We start from the raw sequence: 16,360 nt of genomic DNA, 5'->3' as shown, positions 1-16,360 counted from the left end.
CCCCTGACCGACGAAGGACCCCCCATGTTCCCCTTCCCCCCCCGGAGCCTGCCCGGATGAGCTTTTTCGAAACCTTCTTCAGCGCCGAGGTGATGGCGAAATACCTGCCCGCGATCTGGCAGGCACTGGTCACCACGGTGCTGCTGGGCGTGGCGGTGATCGTCACGGGGCTGCTGCTGGGGGCGGGGCTGGCCTGCCTGCGCGCCTATCGCTGGTGGCCGGTATCCTTCGTGATCGTGGTCTGCGCCGATTTCCTGCGCGCGATCCCGCCGCTGGTGCTGATCCTGATCCTTTACTTCGGGCTGCCGTCGCTGGGGGTGATGATGCCCGGCTGGGCGGTCCTCTATCTGGTCCTCAGCCTGGTGCTGGCCGCCTTCGCCGAGGAAATCTTCTGGTCGGGCCTGACCGCCCTGCCGCGCGGCCAGTGGGAGGCCGGGCGCGCCACCGGGCTGGGCTTTGGCCAGACGCTGGCACGCATCGCCTTTCCGCAGGCCTGGCGGATGGGCATCCCCTCGCTGGTGAACCGGGCGCTGGCGATCACCAAGATGGCCTCGCTGGGCTCGGTCATCGGGGTGAAAGAGATCCTGTCGGTGGCGACCTCGGCGCAAAGCTTCTCGGGGTCGGCGACGCCGCTGACGATGGCGGCCATCGCCTACCTGATCCTGTTCATCCCCGTCGTGATCCTGTCGCACCGGATCGAGCGGCGCTTTCACACCAAAAGCTGAGGCCCGCGATGGAGACGTTTCTTTCCACCTTCTTCAATCTCGACATCATGGGGCAGGCGCTGCCGCTGCTGCTGACCGGCGCCTGGATGACGCTGCGGCTGTGCGCGGTGGTGATCGTGCTGGGCCTGGCCGGGGGGCTGGCGCTGGCGCTGGCGGCAGTGTCTCCGGTCCGGGCGCTGCGCATCGGCGCGGTGGTCTTCATCGACTTCTTCCGCGCCTTGCCGCCGCTGGTGCTGCTGATCTTCGTCTATTCCGGCCTGCCCTTCGCGGGGGTCCATCTGACGCCCTTCCTGGCGGTTGTGATCTCGTTCCTGCTGAACAACTCGGCCTATTTCGCCGAGGTGTTCCGCGCCGGCATCCGTTCGGTGCCGCGCGGCCAGTCCGAGGCCGCCCGCGCCACCGGCCTTGGCCCGGCGCAGGGCATGGTGCTGGTGATCCTGCCGCAGGCCATCCGCAACGTGCTGCCCGACCTGCTGTCGAACGTGGTCGAGGTGGTGAAGCTGACCTCGCTTGCCTCGGTCGTGTCGCTGGCCGAGCTTTTGAACAACGCCAATGTGGCGCGCTCGGTCACCTACAATTCCTCGCCGCTGGTGCTGGCGGGGGCGATGTATCTGGCGGTGCTGTGGCCGCTGGTGCGGGTGATCTCTCGGTTCCAGAGGGATCTGCAGGTCAGCCGCTGAAGGCCGGGTCGGCAAAGACCGTCTCTCCGGCCAGCAGGGTCATCAGGACGCGGGTGGCACCGATGCGGTGGGGCGGGCAGGCCAGGATATCCTGGTCGAGGACGATCAGATCGGCCCGGCAGCCCGGCGCCAGGCGGCCGGTGTCGGGGCGCCAGCAGGCGGCGGCGGCGCCCAGCGTATAGCCCCGCAGCGCCTGCATCCGGCTGAGGGCGTGCTGCGGTGTCAGCACGGGCGTTGTCACGTCCCCGACGGGGCGGCGGGTGACCGCGGTCTCCATGATCTCGAACGGGTTCATCGGGGTGACGTTCCAGTCCGAGGTCAGGCACCAGTCCGCCCCCGCTTTGATCAGCGCGCCGAAGGGATAGATCCAGTCGGCCAGTGCGGGGCCCGCCATCGGCAGCGCCACATCCGTGACCGAAGGCGCCCGCCGCGCCCAGAGCGCCTGACAGTTGGCCATCACCCCAAGCGCGGCAAAGCGGGGAATGTCGGCGGGATCGACGAACTGCACATGGGTCAGCTGGTGCAGCGCGGGCCAGGGGCCGTTGGCCTGCCGGGCGGCCTCGATCCCGTCAAGGCCGCTGCGCACGGCAAGGTCGCCGATCACATGCATGTGGATCTGGAAGCGCGCCGCGTCGAAGGCGGTGCACAGTGCCTTCAGATGGTCGGGGGCGAACATCACCGGCGCATTGCCGCCGCGGGCATCGGCATAGTCGCGGATCATCGCGGCGGTGCGGTTCTCCATCACGCCATCGACGAAGATCTTGGCGGAATGCAGCTGCAGCAGGCCGGTGCTGTAGCTGGCGCGCAGCTGCAGGGCGTTTTCCAGCGCCTGCGCGACCGAGGCGAGCGGATCGGTATAGATCGCCCCGCCCACCCGCAGCTTCAGCGTGCCGTCCTGGGCCATGGCGTGATAGACCTGTGCCAGATCGGCGGTGACGGCGGGGTCGATGATGCCGGTCAGGCCCAGCGAATGCGCCAGCGCCTGGGCATGAAGGACCCCGGCACGATAGTCCTGGGGCGATACCTGCGGCATCCGCGCCCGGGCCCAGTCGGTGGCCTTTTCATGCAGCATCCCCGTCGGCCGTCCGTCGGCATCGCGGCTGAAGCGGCCGTTGGCGGGATCGGCAACGGTTGCATCCAGCCCCAGCCCCTCGCAGGCGCGGCTGTTGAGGCAGGCGGAATGCAGGTCAGCCGCCCAGATGTAGCAGGGCCGGTCCGGGATCGCCGCATCCAGATCGGCACGGGTCAGGTTTTCCTCGTTGAAAAGCCCGATATTGTAGCCCACCCCCATCACCCAGGGCGCGTCTGATGCGGCGGCAAAGGCCGCGAGCGTCCGCTGCAGCCCGGTGATCGTGGTGGCGGGCGTCAGGTCGGCCATGGTGGCGGTGTAATAGCCCGCCGATTGCAGATGGTTGTGGGCATCCTGAAGTCCGGGCAGCACCATGCGCCCGCCCACGTCGATGCGGCGCGTGGCGGGCCCGGCAAGGGGCAGGATCTGGTCGGTCGGGCCCAGGGCCAGGACGCGGCCATGCGCCAGGGCAAGGGCCTGGGCGCGGGGCATCAGCGGGTCCATCGTGACGATGTCCGCATTGGTCAGGATCAGTTCGGCGTGCATGGGGGCTCCGGGCGGCAGGGGCGCGTCGGATGCGCCTCGGGGCCAGAACCGCGCGGTGAGAGGGGGATTGTACAGCCCCCGTTGCCGCTTTGCCCGGTTTCGGGTCCTGCCGGGGCGGCGGTTGCGTGCGATCTGTGCGTTTCGCCACCGGTCCGGGGGTCGGATATCGAAATTCGGCGGCCGCAGCACCTTGTCGCGGATCGTCACCTTGGCGGTCGGATCCGCATGGCAGGGATTGCGGCGCCATCAGGCGGCCCGGTTCGCGGGCCTTGCGCAGGGTGCACCGGCCAGACTGGCCCCTCTGGGATCGGCACGGCCTTGGCGTCGAAGGGCGCAGCAACCGGGGCCGGGCGTCGCGCATCCTCTGCCCCGGACATCTGGAGGTCGGCCCCGAGCGCTTTGGCTGGGTCGGGGGGCTGAACCTCTGGGCCGTGGCGGGGTCCTTCATGGCCAAGACACGGGTTTTACGGATGTGATCACATGACGCATCCGGCAGGCCGGGCCTGATACACCGGTGGGCTGGCCAGATCCATCGTTTTGATGCTCTGGCATTGGGGCCGGTTTGACTGCGCCGGCTGCAGAGAAACGGGCCGGGTCGCCCTGTCGAACCCATGCCGCCCGTGACGGTCGCGGGGTCGTCTTTCGGGGGGGCTGAGCCTCTCCAGGGGTGTGCATGTTGGAAAAAGGTCCCGCCAGGAGGGTTTCTGGCCGGAAAAGGGCTTCGGTCCGGGGCGCGGTGGGTGCACTCTGGTCCCGTCAGCCAGAGGAGGTGGGCGATGGCACGGGAACCGATCAGGGTGGCGATTGCCTGTCAGGGAGGAGGCGCCCAGACGGCCTTTACCGCCGGGGCGCTGGCGCATCTGCTGCGCACGGCGCCGGAGGCGCAGACGGGCTTTCGCATCGTGGCGCTCAGCGGGACGTCGGGGGGCGCGCTGTGCGCCGCGATGGTCTGGCATGACCTGCTGCTGGGGCGCGGCGGGGCAGGGCAGGTGCCGATGGTCGAGCGCTTCTGGTCCACTGCCTATCCCGAAGGCAATGCCGCCCCCGGCTGGCCCGATGTCCTGCCCGAGGAAATCGCGGCGCTGCTGCGCGGCCAGCTGCCCGGTCAGCGTCTGGCCGCGCGGCTGCGCAATGACATGGCTGCGGGGCTTTCGGCGTTGCAGGCCATGACCTGGCAAGGGCTGCCGCTGCATGGCCGGCTGGGTCCGACGCCGTCCTACTGGCCGCAGCTTTTCGGGATGCTGGATGCCACGCCTGCGGGCCATGCGGCGACCGCGCTGACGGCACCGCTGCGGGCCGGGCTGGGGGTGCTGGCGCAGCAGCCGGGGGGTGCCCCTCTGGCCCGCCTCTGGGGTGATCTTCTGGATCTCTCGGTGCTGCCGTCGCACAGCGTCCGGGGGGATGACCTGCCGACGCTGGCGCGGCGCGAGGTCGATGTGCAGACCATGCTGCGCAACCTGCTGGAGCAGTATTTCGGCCCCGAGACCCGCGCCGCGCTGCGTCAGGCGCTGGCCGAGCAGGGTCCGCAGGCCCCGGCCCTGTTGATCGGGGCGACCGATGCGATGCTGGCGCAAAGCCCCCCGTCCGTCCCCGGGCCCGACGCCCCGCCCGAGGTCCGCCGCGCGCGCGACAAGGGCCTGGCCCTGGAGCCGCATCCCCATCACCGCGCCGATGCCACCAATCTGCGCCTCTTCCGCGGCGCCACGCATCTGGACGATCTGGTCAGCTGCCTGACCGCCAGCGCCGCCATCCCCGAGGCGATGCGCCCCGTCGAACTGGACGGCCAGGTGCTGTGGGACGGGCTTTATGCCACCAACCCGCCGATTTACCACCTGCCCGACGTGCACGGCGATCCCGCCCTCGACCCCGAGGAAATCTGGGTGATCCGCATCAACCCGACCCGGATCCGCCGGATGCCCACCTCGACCGCCGCCATCGAGGACCGCCAGAACGAGCTGATCGGCAACCTGTCTCTGACCCAGGAAATCGGCCATGTGATCCGCATGGGCGGGATGACACGGGGCAAGCGGCACTACCGGGCGATCACCTTCGGTTTTATCGACATGGACGAGGATCTGGCCGAAACGCTGGACCTTGCGACCAAGATGCGCACCGATGCCGCGCAGATCGCCCGGCTGCAGGCCCATGGTGCTGCGCAGATGCAGGACTTTTTGCAGCGCTGGCGCAGCGCAAGCGGGCTATAGCATGCCGTCACGGCGCCCTATAAATAATTCGATTTGATTTATTAAAAGACCCCTGTAAGGTCCCTGCCGGGAAGGAGGGCCTGTCATGGATGGAATCGCAGACCGCAGCAAGGCTACGGGCGCCCGGGGGGCGCAACCGGGCTGGTGGGCGGGGCGTGCCTTCGTATCCCTGCAGCCCCGCGCGACAGCGGTCTTCCGTGTCGCGCCCATACGGCGGCCCAAGGCCCCGGCCCGATCAGACTGATATTGTTTTCAAGAGGTTTTTCATGACCGGAAAGACGCCGTTCGTTGAACGCGGCATGGGGCTGCCGTTCATCCTGCTGGTCAGCTGCTTTGCCGCCTGGGGCGTGGCTGCCAACATGACCGACCCGCTGGTCCAGGTCTTCTCGCGCATCTTCTCGATGAGCACCCTTCAGGCTTCGCTGGTGCAGTTCGCCTATTACGGGGCCTATTTCCTGCTGGCGCTGCCGGCGGCCTTCATCAACCGGCGCTTTACCTACAAGACCGGGATGCTGACCGGGCTGGGGCTGGCGACGCTGGGGGCCTTCCTGTTCTACCCGGCCTCGATCGCGATGACCTATAGCTTCTTCCTGCTGGCGCTGTTCTGCCTGGCGGGGGGGCTGTCGATCCTGGAGACCTCGGCCAATCCCTTCGTCATCTCGATGGGCCCCGAGGAAAACGCCACCCGGCGGCTGAACCTGGCGCAGGCCTTCAACCCGGTGGGCACCAATATCGGCGTGCTGCTGTCGGCCACGCTGATCCTGCCGCATCTGAACCCCGCCACGGATGCCGAGCGCGCCGCGATGGCCCCCGAGGTCCTGGACCGGATCCGCCAGTCCGAGCTTTCGGCGGTGATGGGGCCCTATGTGGGCTTTGCCGGGCTGCTTCTGGTGATCTGGCTGCTGATCGCCTTCAAGAAGATGCCCGCCCGCAACGAGGCCCCGCTGCCCGGCGCAGCCCAGGTGCATTTCGGTGCCACGGTGAAACGGCTGCTGCTGAACCGTCACTATGCCTTCGGCGTGATGGCGCAGTTCTTCAACGTCGCGGCCCAGACCTGCACCTGGACCTTCACCATCCAGTACGTCATCGGCGCCATCGGCGGCACCGAGGCCCAGGCCGGATGGTATCTGCAGGCCAGCCTGATGATCTTTCTGGTGGCGCGCTTCGTCATGGTGGGGGCGATGGCCTTTCTGCGGCCCTCGGGTCTGCTGACGGGGATGGCGGGGCTGGGCATGGCGCTGTGCTTCTTTGCGGCGGGCCATCCGGGGCTGGCGGGGATCTGGGCGGTGGTGGCGCTGTCGGCCTGCCTGTCGCTGATGTTCCCCACAATCTACGGCATCGCCCTGCAGGGGCTGGGCGAGGACACCAAGTTCGGCGCCGCAGGCCTGGTGATGGCGATCGCCGGTGGCGCGGTGATGCCGATGGTCCATGGCGCGGTGCTGGATGCCTACGGCCCGGCGGTGGCCTATGTGGTGCCGGGGCTGTGCTTTGGCGTGGTCACGCTCTACGGTATTTTCGACCTGCGGGCGGGGCGGCGGCCCCATGCCATGCACTAGCTGCAAGGCAGGGTTCAACTTACCGATATTGCGTGATTGTTTGCGCTAACGATATGAAGGGGGCAACCATCGGAGTCCCCTTCATGCTCAGCTACCTTGCCCTTTACACCGACACCCGCGCCACCCGTACCCTGACGCGCCGCCGCCGGTTCAGCTTTTTCCTGCTCCCGCACGAGATTGCCGCGCTGAACGGCTGATCGCGCGCCGCCCGCGCCCGCCGCCGCGCGGGCCCGGACCAGCGGACCTTTCGGCAAGCAGAACTTGTCGATACGCGGCTTTTCTTGATTTCCCCGCAGGCCCCGTCCGGGCACCATTCCCGCAACACGCGGAGGACAGGTGCATGGCGCATGCGGGAATGACCGGGGCGACCCGGGGGGCGGGACGGGCGAAGGCCCTCGCCCAGGCAGGCCGGGAGGTGCGCGCCATCGGTCGCGCCCCCCGCGCGCCGAAGGCGCTGCGTGCCGGCGCCGGCATTCCGCCCTGCGCCATCGACCTGACCGACCGCGACGGCCTGCGCGCCCCGGGCGCCGGATGTCGCCCCCGATGCCCTGTTCCATGCCGTCCCGCGCCTGCCCGCTTCGACAGGCTGAGCGCGCCCGGGATCGACAAGGCCCTCGTGGTCAACCTGTCCACCATCCTTCATCTGACCCCCGCGGCCCTGCCTGCCATGCTGGCGCATGGCTCGGCGATGGTGCGCGTCGTCCGGCCCTGGCCCGCCCCGGCGTTGCAGGCGGTGGTGGGGGGGCGCGCAGGTCTTCGTGCGCCGCCTTTCGGCCCCAGCCGGGGCCCGCGGGGCCATGTGGCGCCCGGCGATCCCGGCCCCGAACCCCATGCCCGCGTCACCGCCACGCTGCTGCCCGGCCTGGGGGCCGGTGGCCCCGCCGTGGCGGCGGTGTCGGGCGCCTTCCAGTGATCTTTGCCTCGTAAGGACCTCATCATGCGAAACGGTGGACAATTGCTGGTCGAAAGCCTGGTCGCGCTCGGCGCGCGCAAGGCCTTCGGCGTGCCCGGGGAAAGTTACCTCGCGGTGCTGGATGCGCTGCACGACACCGGCGGCGTTCTGGACTATGTGCTGTGCCGGAACGAGGGCGGCGCGGCCTTCATGGCGGCGGCCTGGGGCAAGCTGACCGGCCAGCCCGGGATCTGCATGGTCACCCGTGGCCCCGGCGCCACCAATGCTGCCATCGGCGTGCATACCGCGATGCAGGACAGCGCGCCGATGCTGCTGTTCGTGGGCCAGGTCGGCACCGACATGAAGGGCCGCGAAGCCTTTCAGGAACTCGACTATCGCGCCGTCTTCGGCACCATGGCGAAATGGGCGGTCGAGATCGACGACATCGACCGCCTGCCGGAGATCCTGTCGCGCGCCTGGACCCTGGCGGTGTCGGGCCGTCCCGGCCCCGTGGTCATCGCCCTGCCCGAAGACATGCTGACCGATACCACCACAGCCCTGCCGCTGGCGGGCCCGGTGGTGGTGCATGAACCGGCCCCCGCGCCTGCCGCCATGGCAAAGCTGCACGCAATCCTGCAGGCGGCCCTACGCCCGCTGATCTTCTACGGCGGCTGCAACTGGCAGGACGCGGGGGCGCGGGCGCTGCAGGCCTTTGCCGAGGCCTCGGATATTCCCGTCGTCTCGGTCTTTCGCTACCAGGACCAGTTCGACAACCATTCGCCCTGTTTCTGCGGCGAAGCGGGCGTCGGCATGGTGCCCTCGGTCAAGGCGCTGATCCGCGAGGCCGACGTGATCCTGGCGGTCAATGCGCGCTTCGGCGAGAACTCGACCGAGGGCTATACGCTGCTGGAGGTGCCGCAGCCGCAGCAGCGGATCGTGCATGTGCACGGATCGGATCTGGAACTGGGCAAGATCTATCGCCCCGATCTGGCGATCCACGCCGGACCCAATGCCTTTGCCGCCGCGCTGGCGCCGGTGCAGGGCCGTTGGGGTGACTGGCGCGCCCGCGCCCGAGCGGCCTACGAGGCGGGGTTTGACCTGCCGCCGCTGCCGGGCCCCGTCGACATGGGCCAGGTCTGCGCCTATCTGCGCGACCGCCTGCCGCCCGACATGATCCTGACCAACGGTGCAGGCAACTTTACCGTCTGGCCGGGCAAGTTCTTTCGGTACGGGCCCCAGGCGCGGCTGCTGGCGCCGCAGTCCGGCGCCATGGGATACGGCCTGCCGGCGGCGATCGCGGCCAAGGTGGCCGATCCCGCGAAGACGGTGGTCTGCTTTGCCGGCGACGGCGATTTCCAGATGAACTGTACCGAGCTTGCGACCGCGCTGCAGGCCGGCGCCCAGCCCATCATCCTGGTGCTGAACAACGGCATCTACGGCACCATCCGCGCCCATCAGGAACGCCACTATCCGACCCGAGTGTCGGGCACCACGATGACCGCCAACCCCGATTTCGTGGCCCTTGCAAAGGCCTACGGATTTCATGCCGAGCGGGTCGGGGCGACCGCCGATTTCGCCGCCGCCTTCGAACGCGCGCTGGCCTCGCCCAGTGGGGCGCTGCTGGATCTTACCATCTCTCCCGAGGCGCTGACGCCCCGCCAGACACTGTCGCAGATGCGCGACGCAGCCCTTGCCGCAAAGGACAAGACATGAACCCCGGACAGGACATCCGCCTGGGCGCCGACATCGGCGGCACCTTCACCGACATCGTGCTGGACCTGCGGGGGCGGATGTTCTCGACCAAGGTGCTGACCAATTACACCGCCCCCGAACAGGCGATCCTCGATGGCATCGCCATCGTCACCGAAGCGGCCGGGATCACGCCCGCGGCGATCGAGCTGATCATCCACGGCACGACGCTGGCCACCAATGCGCTGATCGAACGGCGCGGCGCACGCACCGCGCTGATCACCACCGAAGGCTTTCGCGACGTGATCGAAATGCGGACCGAGAACCGCTTTGAGCAATACGACCTGAACCTGAAGCTGCCCACGCCCCTGATCCCGCGCGAGGACCGCTTTGCCGTCGCAGGCCGCATCGGCGCCCAGGGCCAGCAGCTGCAGCCGCTGGACGAAGCCGCGCTGGAGCGCATCGCCCGGCAGATCGCAGAGCAGGATTTCGGCGCCGTCGCCGTGGGCTTCATCCATTCCTACATGAACCCCACCCACGAACGCCGCGCCCGGCAGATCTTGCAGCGCCACCTGGATCTGCCGATCTCGATCTCGGCCGAGGTCTCGCCGCAGATGCGCGAATTCGAGCGTTTCAACACCGTCTGTGCCAATGCCTATGTGCGGCCGCAGATGGCCAGCTACCTGACCCGGCTGCAGCACCGCCTGAAGGAGATGGGCGCGCAATGCCCGGTCTTCATGATCCATTCCGGCGGCGGTCTGGTGTCAGTGGAAACGGCGGCCGAATTCCCGGTGCGGCTGGTGGAATCGGGGCCTGCGGGGGGCGCGATCTTTGCCGCCGACATCGCCCGGCGCTTTGATCTGACCCGGGTCGTCAGCTATGACATGGGCGGCACCACCGCCAAGATCTGCATGATCGACGATTTCCAGCCGCAGACCGCCCGCAGCTTCGAGGTGGCGCGGACCTACCGCTTTGCCAAGGGATCGGGGATGCCGATTTCCATTCCCGTGATCGAGATGATCGAGATCGGCGCGGGCGGCGGATCCATCGCCTGGGTCGATGCCATGGGCCGGATCCAGGCGGGGCCGGAAAGTGCCGGTTCCGAACCCGGGCCCGCCTGCTATGGCCGTGGCGGCACCCGTCCCGCGATCACCGATGCCGATCTGCTGCTGGGCAAGCTCGACCCCGAGAATTTCGCCGGCGGCAAGATCCGCCTTTCGCCCGAGGCCGCAGGCGCCGCGATCACCCGTGACGTCGGCGCGCCTCTGGGGCTCGGGGCGCTGCCTGCGGCCTTCGGCATCTGCGACGTGGTGGATGAAAACATGGCCAATGCCGCGCGCGTCCATGCGGTCGAGAACGGCAAGCATATCAGCGATGCCACGATGATCGCCTTTGGCGGTGCCGCCCCCCTGCATGCGGCGCGGCTGTGCGAAAAGCTGAACATCGACCGCTGCCTGATCCCGCAGGGCGCGGGCGTGGGATCGGCCATCGGTTTCCTGAAGGCGCCCTTCGGCTACGAGGCCGTCGCCTCTCAGATCCAGCGGCTGTCGCGCTTTGATCCCGAGGCGCTGAACGCGCTGCTGGATGATCTGAAGGCCACCGCCGAGGGCTTCGTGCGCGCGGGCACCTGCGGGGCGATCCACCGCGAGGTCACGGCCTTCATGCGCTACGCCGGGCAGGGCTGGGAAATTCCGGTGCCGCTGCCGGACCGCGCCTTCACCGCCGCCGATGCCGACACCATCGCCGCCGAGTTCCGCACCCGCTACGCCCGGTTCTTTGGCCGCCCCGTCGAGGGACCCGAGATCGAGTTCGTCACCTTCTCGGTCAAGGCGCAGGACAGCCGTCCCGAAGGCACCCGCCATGCCCTGACCGACTACGGAAAGGTGGTCACCGGCCATCCCGAACGGGCGGTCTTCGACCCGGCGCGGGGCGCCCTGGAACCCACCGCCATCGTCGAGCGCGCGGGCCTGGTCGCGGGCGACCGCATCACCGGCCCCGCCGTCATCGTCGAGGCCGAAACCTCGACCGTCGTCACCTCTCCCTTCGATGCCGTGATCCAGTCCGACGGCTCGATCCTGCTGCTGCGCAAAGGTCTCTGATCCATGTCCGAAATGAGCCAAATCGACGAAATCCGCCTGCAGGTGATGTGGAACCGCCTTGTCTCGGTGGTCGAGGAACAGGCGCTGACGCTGCTGCGCACGGCCTTCTCGACCTCGGTGCGCGAGGCGGGCGACCTGTCGGCCGGGGTCTATAATGCGCAAGGCCAGATGCTGGCCCAGGCCGTCACCGGCACGCCCGGCCACGTCAACACCATGGCCGAGGCCGTCGGCCATTTCATCGACGAGATCCCCGCCGACCAGATGTTCCCCGGCGACACCTATGTCACCAACGATCCCTGGACCGGCACCGGGCATCTGCACGACATCACCATGGTCTCGCCCAGCTTCCGGGGCGACCGGCTGATCGGCTTTTTCGCCTGCACGGCGCATGTGGTCGATGTGGGCGGGCGCGGCTTCGGCGCCGACGGCAAATCGGTCTACGAGGAAGGCATCCAGATCCCGATCATGAAATTCGCCGAACGCGGAGAGGTCAACCGCGACCTGCTGCGCATCCTGCGCGCCAACGTGCGCGAGCCGAACCAGGTGATCGGTGATTTCTATTCGCTGGCCTCGTGCAACGATGTCGGCCACCGCCGCCTGAGCGAGATGCTGGACGAGGTGAACCTGCCGGACCTGGAGGACCTTGGCGCCTTCATCCTGTCGCGCACCCACCGCGCGGTGATGGAGCGTATCGCCGCCCTGCCGAAGGGGCGCTGGTCGAATGACATGCTGACCGACGGCTATGATGCGCAGGTGCGCCTGCAGGCCGAGGTCTCGATCACTGACACCGGGGTCAATGTCGATTTCAGCGGCACCGATCCGATCAGCCGCTGGGGCATCAACGTGCCGATGATCTACACCAAGGCCTATGCCAGCTATGCGCTGAAATGCGTGGTGGCGCCGGACATTCCCAACAATGCGGCCTCGCTTGCGGTGTTCGACGTGTCCTCTCCGGTCAACATCCTGAACGCGCCGCGCCCGGCGCCGGTGTCGGTGCGCCATGTGCTGGGCCATATGGTGCCCGATCTGGTGCTGGGGGCGCTGGCGCAGGCGCTGCCGGGGCAGGTGCTGGCGGAAGGGGCGGCCTCGCTTTGGAACGTGCATATCTCGGCCCGCCCGGTGGCGGGGGCCGAGGGGCGCCGGGCCGAGATCCTGATGTTCAACTCGGGCGGCATGGGGGCGCGGCCGGGGCTGGACGGGCTGTCGGCCACGGCCTTCCCCTCGGGGGTGCACACCATGCCCATCGAGGCCACGGAACACACCGGCCCCGTCGTCGTCTGGCGCAAGGAACTGCGGCCGGATTCCGGCGGCCCAGGGCGCTATCGCGGCGGTCTGGGCCAGGTGATCGAGATCGCCCCGGCCGAGGGCCACGAATTCGACTTTTCTGCCATGTTCGACCGCATGACCGCGCCGGCGCGGGGCCGAGATGGCGGGGGGTGCGGGGCGCCCGGGGGGGCGGCGCTGGATGATGGCACGCCGGTGCGCCCGAAGGGCTGGCAATTCGTCCCCGCCGGGCGCCGCCTGGTGCTGACGCTGCCCGGCGGCGGCGGCTACGGCCCCCCCGAAGACCGCGACCCCGAGGCCCGGGCACAGGACCTGTCGCGCGGCTACGTCACGAAAGGCGAACCCGAATGACCCGCATTGCCAGCCGCCTGTCGGAGGTGAAACCCTCGGCCTCGATGGCTGCCAGCCAGGCTGCGAAGGCACTGGCGGCCACCGGCGTCGATGTCATCGACCTTGGCCTGGGAGAGCCCGATTTCGCCGCCCCGTCCCATGTCACCGAAGCGGCGCTGAACGCGGCCCGCGGGGAAAGGATGCTTTATACCGCCTCGCTGGGCACACCGGCGTTGCGCCGCGCCATCGCCGCCAAGTTCGCCCGGGAAAATGCCCTCGACTATGCCGGGGACCAGATCGCGGTCGCCAATGGGGCCAAGCAGATCATCTTCAACGCGCTGATGGCCACGGTCGAGCCGGGGGACGAGCTGATCCTGCCCGCGCCCTATTTCGTCTCTTACCCCGAGATGGCCAAGCTGTTCGGCGGCGTGCCGGTGACGCCCGTCTGCCCCGAAGCGACCGGTTTTCGCCTGACGCCCGACATCCTGCGCGCCGCGCTGACGCCCCGCACCCGCTGGCTGTTCCTGAACATGCCCGGCAACCCCTCGGGGGCGGCCTATGCGCGTGCCGATCTGGTGGCCCTTGGCGCCGTTCTGGCCGAGCATCCGCAGGTCATGATCCTGTCGGACGAGATCTATGAGCACATTCTTTTTGACGGGCGCGACTTTACCTCCTTTGCCGCCGCCTGCCCGGATCTGAAGGCGCGCACGCTGACCGTCAATGGCGTCTCGAAGGCCTATGCGATGACCGGCTGGCGCGTGGGCTATGCCGGCGGGCCGCGTGATCTGATCGGCGCCATGGCGACGTTGCAAAGCCAGTCCTGCACCTCGGTCTCGGCGCCCGCACAGAGGGCCGCCCAGGCCGCGCTGGAGGGGCCGCAGGACTGCGTGGCGCAGTTCCGTGCCGCCTTTCAGCGCCGCCGCGACCTGGTGGTAGCGGGCATCGCGCAGATCCCCGGCCTGACCCTGTCGCCGCCCGAGGGCGCCTTTTACGCCTATATCGGCTGTGCCGCGCTGATCGGCGCCACCACCCCCGAAGGCCGGCTGCTGGCCGATGACGCGGCCGTGGCCGATTACCTGCTGCAAAGCGCGCATGTCGCCTCGGTGCCCGGCAGCGCCTATGGGCTGTCGCCCTATTTCCGCATCTCGACCGCGACCTCCGAGGCGGTCCTGTCCGAGGCCATCGCCCGCATCGGGCGCGCGGTTTCCCTGCTTTCGACCAAAGGCTGATCCCATGAGCAAACCTTTCAAGAAGATCCTGATCACCGGCGCCGCGGGGCGTCTGGGTACCCAGCTGCGCCGCGGCCTGGCGCCTTTGGCCGACCATCTGGTGATCGCCGACCGTACCCCTTGCGAGAACGTCCAGCCGCACGAGACCGCGCTGGTCTTCGACCTGGCCGACGAGGCCGCCACCATCGCCGCCACCGAAGGCTGCGACGCCATTGTCCACATGGGCGGCGCCCCGATGGAACGCCCCTGGCAAGAGGTCCTCGACAGCAATATCCGCGGCAGCTACCACATCTACGAAGGCGCCCGGAAACATGGGGTCAGGCGCGTCGTCTATGCCTCTTCGGTCCATGCCATCGGCTATCACGGCATCCATGATGCCATCGATTGCGATGCGGCCCCACGCCCCGACAGCCTGTACGGCGTGTCGAAGGCCTTTGTCGAAAGCCTGTCGTCGCTTTACTGGGACAAGTTCGGCATCGAAACCGCCTGCATCCGCATCTTTTCCTCGTTCCCGGAACCGGCGGACCGCCGGATGCTGTGGTCATGGCTGTCGTTCGAAGACTGCATCCGCCTGGTCAGCGCCTGCCTGACCGCGCCGCATCTGGGCCACACGATCACCGTGGGCATGTCCGACAACAAGGTGAAACCGGTGCAGATGGGGCCTGCCGGGCACCTGGGCTATCAGCCGCAGGACAATACCGAAGGTTTCCGCGCCAAGGTCGAGGCCGCCCATCCGGTCGCCGATCCGAAGGATGCCGCCACCACCTGCCTGGGCGGCTGGTTCGTGCATCTGCCCCATCCCGATGACGAGGCCGCGCAATGAAGGAACGCTATGACGTGGTGGTGGTGGGCGGGGCCGTGATCGGCTCGGCCGTGGCCTATTACCTGACCGCGAACCCCGATTTCACCGGCTCGGTGCTGGTGGTGGAACGTGATCCCACCTATCTGCGCGCCTCGACGGCGCTGTCGTCCTCTTCGATCCGGGTGCAGTTCTCGAACCCGATCAACGTGCAGATCAGCCAGTACGGCTCTGAGGTGATCCGCAATTTCGGCGCCATGATGGAGGTCGACGGCGACCGGCCCGACCTGAACTTCCATTCGGGCGGCTATCTGTTCCTGGCCAATACCGATGCACAGGCGCAGGTGCTGCGGGAAAACCACGCCGTGCAGCGCGCCTGTGGCGCCAATGTCGAACTGTGGGACCGTGACCGCCTGGCACAGGCCTTTCCGCATCTGAACACCGGCGACATCCGGCTGGCCTCTTACGGGCACGAGGGCGAGGGCTGGTTCAACAACACCGGGCTGATGTACGGCTTTCGCAACAAGGCCCGCGCCCAGGGCGCCGAGTTCATCCGCGATGAGGTCGTGGGCATCGGCCGCGACGGCGGTCGGGTGACCTCGGTCACGCTGGCCTCGGGGGCGGTGGTCAAGGCGGGGGCCATCGTCAATGCCTCGGGGCCTCGGGCCTCGAAGACGGCGCGGATGGCGGGGCTGGACATCCCCGTCGAGCCGCGCAAGCGCACGCTTTTCGTCTTTGACTGCGCGCAAAGCCCCGAAGGCAGCGCCACGCTGAACCAGGGCCGGTTGCCGCTGATGATCGACCCCACGGGCGTGTTCTGCCGCCCCGAGGGCAAGTTCTTTCTGTCGGGCTGCGCCCCGGTCGAGGACCCGGCCGTCGACTGGGACGATTTCGATCCCCGCTATGATGAGTTCGAGGAAATCATCTGGCCCGCCCTGGCCGAACGCTCGCCCGCCTTCGAGGCGATCAAGGTCGTCAACCAGTGGGCCGGGCACTATGCCTTCAACACGCTGGATCACAACCTTGTCGTCGGGCCGCATCCCGATGTGCCCAACTTCTTTTTCGCCAACGGCTTTTCCGGTCACGGATTGCAGCAGGGGCCGGCCGCGGGGCGGGCGATTTCGGAACTGGTCACCTATGGCGGCTTCCGCACCCTTGACCTTTCGCCGGTCGGCTACGAGCGTATCGCGGCCGGTCGCCCCTTCCTTGAGAAGGCGGTGATCTGAATTCGGCCGGCCCCTTGCCATGGGGGCCGGTG

Annotated in this window: 12 protein-coding genes; 11 read left to right on the top strand and 1 reads right to left on the bottom strand. The window is 68.4% G+C overall.

The annotated features are described in order from the left end of the window. The first annotated feature begins 56 nt into the window (after window positions 1-56). The gene (locus AC2ITM_RS20845; RefSeq protein ID WP_486470129.1) at window positions 57-725 is read left to right on the top strand and encodes an amino acid ABC transporter permease; all 669 of its coding nucleotides are present in this window, start codon (window positions 57-59) and stop codon (window positions 723-725) included. Window positions 726-733: 8 nt separating this feature from the next. Further along, the gene (locus tag AC2ITM_RS20840) at window positions 734-1,405 is read left to right on the top strand and encodes an amino acid ABC transporter permease (RefSeq protein ID WP_486470128.1); all 672 of its coding nucleotides are present in this window, start codon (window positions 734-736) and stop codon (window positions 1,403-1,405) included. Here AC2ITM_RS20840 and AC2ITM_RS20835 read toward each other — a convergent pair. Continuing rightward, the gene (locus AC2ITM_RS20835; protein WP_486470127.1) at window positions 1,395-3,020 is read right to left on the bottom strand and encodes an amidohydrolase; all 1,626 of its coding nucleotides are present in this window, start codon (window positions 3,018-3,020) and stop codon (window positions 1,395-1,397) included. The two genes, AC2ITM_RS20840 and AC2ITM_RS20835, sit on opposite strands and share 11 nt — an antisense overlap. Window positions 3,021-3,796: 776 nt before the next feature. Between AC2ITM_RS20835 and AC2ITM_RS20830 the strand changes: the two genes are divergently transcribed. The 9 genes from AC2ITM_RS20830 to AC2ITM_RS20790 all read left to right on the top strand — a co-directional run bounded on the left by AC2ITM_RS20830 (window position 3,797) and on the right by AC2ITM_RS20790 (window position 16,328). After that, a complete protein-coding gene (locus tag AC2ITM_RS20830) occupies window positions 3,797-5,224 on the top strand; it encodes a patatin-like phospholipase family protein (protein WP_486470126.1) in 1,428 nt (475 codons plus the stop codon). A gap of 266 nt (window positions 5,225-5,490) precedes the next feature. Next, entirely contained in the window at window positions 5,491-6,780 is a 1,290-nt protein-coding gene (gene fucP / locus AC2ITM_RS20825) for an L-fucose:H+ symporter permease (RefSeq protein WP_486470125.1), read from the top strand. Between the two features lie 340 nt (window positions 6,781-7,120). Continuing rightward, window positions 7,121-7,693 carry an SDR family oxidoreductase gene (locus AC2ITM_RS20820; RefSeq protein ID WP_486470124.1) on the top strand — a complete coding sequence of 191 codons (573 nt, stop codon included), beginning with the start codon at window positions 7,121-7,123 and terminating at the stop codon, window positions 7,691-7,693. Window positions 7,694-7,717: 24 nt separating this feature from the next. Continuing rightward, complete coding sequence (locus AC2ITM_RS20815; RefSeq protein WP_486470123.1) at window positions 7,718-9,385, top strand: thiamine pyrophosphate-binding protein; 1,668 nt, start codon at window positions 7,718-7,720, stop codon at window positions 9,383-9,385. Then, window positions 9,382-11,460, top strand: a complete 2,079-nt coding sequence (locus tag AC2ITM_RS20810; protein WP_486470122.1) for a hydantoinase/oxoprolinase family protein — start codon at window positions 9,382-9,384, stop codon at window positions 11,458-11,460. The genes AC2ITM_RS20815 and AC2ITM_RS20810 overlap by 4 nt, the downstream gene beginning before the upstream one ends. A 12-nt stretch (window positions 11,461-11,472) precedes the next feature. After that, window positions 11,473-13,095 carry a hydantoinase B/oxoprolinase family protein gene (locus AC2ITM_RS20805; RefSeq protein WP_486470121.1) on the top strand — a complete coding sequence of 541 codons (1,623 nt, stop codon included), beginning with the start codon at window positions 11,473-11,475 and terminating at the stop codon, window positions 13,093-13,095. Next, window positions 13,092-14,303, top strand: a complete 1,212-nt coding sequence (locus AC2ITM_RS20800) for a pyridoxal phosphate-dependent aminotransferase (RefSeq protein WP_486470120.1) — start codon at window positions 13,092-13,094, stop codon at window positions 14,301-14,303. The genes AC2ITM_RS20805 and AC2ITM_RS20800 overlap by 4 nt, the downstream gene beginning before the upstream one ends. A gap of 4 nt (window positions 14,304-14,307) precedes the next feature. Next, entirely contained in the window at window positions 14,308-15,126 is an 819-nt protein-coding gene (locus AC2ITM_RS20795) for an NAD-dependent epimerase/dehydratase family protein (RefSeq protein ID WP_486470119.1), read from the top strand. Next, window positions 15,123-16,328, top strand: a complete 1,206-nt coding sequence (locus tag AC2ITM_RS20790) for an NAD(P)/FAD-dependent oxidoreductase (RefSeq protein WP_486470118.1) — start codon at window positions 15,123-15,125, stop codon at window positions 16,326-16,328. The genes AC2ITM_RS20795 and AC2ITM_RS20790 overlap by 4 nt, the downstream gene beginning before the upstream one ends. Window positions 16,329-16,360: the final 32 nt, after the last annotated feature.

The organism is Pseudooceanicola sp. NS-SX9, from assembly GCF_057380705.1.
Note: the sequence above shows the minus strand (reverse complement) of the source record. Positions and strands in the feature narration are given on the sequence as shown.

Excerpts from the sequence above, each read along its gene's own strand:
- AC2ITM_RS20805 (WP_486470121.1), top strand. The coding sequence starts at position 11,473 with ATGAGCCAAATCGACGAAATCCGCCTGCAGGTGATGTGGAACCGCCTT.
- fucP (WP_486470125.1), top strand. The coding sequence starts at position 5,491 with ATGACCGGAAAGACGCCGTTCGTTGAACGCGGCATGGGGCTGCCGTTC.
- AC2ITM_RS20835 (WP_486470127.1), bottom strand. The coding sequence starts at position 3,020 with ATGCACGCCGAACTGATCCTGACCAATGCGGACATCGTCACGATGGAC.
- AC2ITM_RS20845 (WP_486470129.1), top strand. The coding sequence starts at position 57 with ATGAGCTTTTTCGAAACCTTCTTCAGCGCCGAGGTGATGGCGAAATAC.
- AC2ITM_RS20820 (WP_486470124.1), top strand. The coding sequence starts at position 7,121 with ATGGCGCATGCGGGAATGACCGGGGCGACCCGGGGGGCGGGACGGGCG.
- AC2ITM_RS20830 (WP_486470126.1), top strand. The coding sequence starts at position 3,797 with ATGGCACGGGAACCGATCAGGGTGGCGATTGCCTGTCAGGGAGGAGGC.
- AC2ITM_RS20800 (WP_486470120.1), top strand. The coding sequence starts at position 13,092 with ATGACCCGCATTGCCAGCCGCCTGTCGGAGGTGAAACCCTCGGCCTCG.
- AC2ITM_RS20790 (WP_486470118.1), top strand. The coding sequence starts at position 15,123 with ATGAAGGAACGCTATGACGTGGTGGTGGTGGGCGGGGCCGTGATCGGC.
- AC2ITM_RS20840 (WP_486470128.1), top strand. The coding sequence starts at position 734 with ATGGAGACGTTTCTTTCCACCTTCTTCAATCTCGACATCATGGGGCAG.
- AC2ITM_RS20815 (WP_486470123.1), top strand. The coding sequence starts at position 7,718 with ATGCGAAACGGTGGACAATTGCTGGTCGAAAGCCTGGTCGCGCTCGGC.
- AC2ITM_RS20795 (WP_486470119.1), top strand. The coding sequence starts at position 14,308 with ATGAGCAAACCTTTCAAGAAGATCCTGATCACCGGCGCCGCGGGGCGT.
- AC2ITM_RS20810 (WP_486470122.1), top strand. The coding sequence starts at position 9,382 with ATGAACCCCGGACAGGACATCCGCCTGGGCGCCGACATCGGCGGCACC.